Source organism: Bacillus sp. C30 (assembly GCF_040838255.1).
Lineage (GTDB): Bacteria > Bacillota > Bacilli > Bacillales > Bacillaceae_G > Bacillus_A > Bacillus_A mycoides.
In genome coordinates this window covers 1-1,764 of the sequence record NZ_JBFPJH010000516.1, presented here as the reverse complement: position 1 = coordinate 1,764, position 1,764 = coordinate 1, and the positions used below count along the sequence as shown (strand labels likewise).

The 1,764-nt window shown below is 34.2% G+C and carries 1 protein-coding gene and 1 pseudogene; both read left to right on the top strand.

Going from position 1 to position 1,764, the window contains the following annotated elements:
• Positions 1-279: 279 nt before the first annotated feature.
• A pseudogene (locus AB3X49_RS22405) lies at positions 280-597 on the top strand (IS4 family transposase); the annotation flags it as partial.
• A 148-nt stretch (positions 598-745) separates the two neighbouring features.
• Entirely contained in the window at positions 746-1,654 is a 909-nt protein-coding gene (locus AB3X49_RS22400) for a PhzF family isomerase (protein ID WP_002161204.1), read from the top strand.
• Positions 1,655-1,764: the final 110 nt, after the last annotated feature.

Sequence of the window (1,764 nt, the reverse complement as noted above, 5' to 3'; positions counted from 1 at the left end):
ATATAACTGATTTAACTGTAATTGCACGAGAAAAAGACCATATCGAAGATATTAAAGTACCTAACAACTACAAAAATTGGGGTTCTCCAGAGGTTTATCAACAGAATTTTAAAATGCTAAAAGGAATATTGGAATGTTAAATCATATAGAAATCCCTTTTACATTCCACAATATGGGGTCCCGCCCATCGCTATTAAGCTAATAAAAAGAAATACCCTCAAAATGAAAAAAATACGTTATTCTTTCTGTAGAATCATAGGAAAGGATGGCGTTTTTTGTATGTCTATTTCTATATCTGATGAATTACAACTATTTGCTCAAGAGATTCAAAGCTTTTTATCTCCAAATATCTTACGAGATCTTGCTAGAGATGTTGGTTTCGTGCAACGAACCAGTAAATACCAAGCAAAAGATTTAGTCGCTTTATGTGTATGGATGAGTCAAAATATCGCTACGACTTCTTTAACTCAATTATCTAGCTGTTTGGAAGCATCAACAGAAGTGCTCATCAATTCAGAGGGATTGAATCAACGATTTAATCAAGCGGCCGTCCAATTTTTACAACACCTATTAGCTGAACTACTAAACCAAAAATTGACTTTGCATAAGCTTAGCTTGATAGCGATGTGGTACTACCCCATCGCTATCAAGCTCCTTATAGAAGTAACGGGAGAACTTTAATATAATAAGAATTAAAGATAGTTTAAAGGACCAAAAATTAAATATATTAAAGGTGGAAAATGACATGGAAAGAAAGTACCGATTATATCAAATTGATTCATTTACGAAGAAAAAATTATCAGGTAATCCGGCTGGTGTAATAACAAATGCAGATGGTTTATCCTCGGGTGAGATGCAGAGGATTGCTAGAGAGCTTAACAATTCGGAAACGGCATTTATCTTTAAATCAGACAATAGCGAATCTGATGTACATATTCGTTTTTTTACGCCTACTCATGAGGTCCCTATCTGTGGACATGCGACGATTGCTGCCCACTATGCTCGTGCAGTTGAAAATAGTTTAAATACAGTTAAAGTTTATCATAAAACTGGTGCCGGCATTTTACCAGTCGATGTGATTAATGAAGATAATGATTACAAAATTATTATGACGCAGGGTAGTATAAGTTTTGAAACTGTGATTGAAGGTGTAGCTTTAGAGAATATATTTACAGCTTTCAATATTAGTGAAAATGATTTATTAGAAGATTGTCCAGTACAAATCGTTTCAACCGGGCATTCTAAGGTGATGATTGGAATTAAAAATTCGGAACTTCTTAACCAATTAAACCCTAATATGGATTTACTCACAAAAGTCAGTGGATTAATTAATTGCAATGGTTTCTATGTGTTTACGATGAATGCTCCCGACTCTGATATTTTAATTCATGGAAGAATGTTTGCTCCTGCAATTGGTATTAACGAAGACCCTGTTACAGGTAATGCGAACGGTCCTTTAGGCGCATACTTGATACATCATAGACTTGTCAAACATGATAATACTTTATTTAGTTTTAAAGCAGTGCAGGGCGAAGCTATAAAACGGGCGGGTATCATTGATGTTCAAGTGAAAATTTGTAATCAGGAGCCAGAGGAAGTAAGAATTGCAGGAAATGCTGTAATCGTATTTAAGTCCGATTTATTACTTGATTAGCAATTCATATGCAAAGTTCGAATCGTAAATGGAGGTCTTTATTAATATGAATTTCAATCATTGTAAACTGTAAATCATAATAAAGTTATTTCTATGACGGGGAATTTGTG

Excerpts from the sequence above, each read along its gene's own strand:
- AB3X49_RS22400 (WP_002161204.1), top strand. The coding sequence starts at position 746 with ATGGAAAGAAAGTACCGATTATATCAAATTGATTCATTTACGAAGAAA.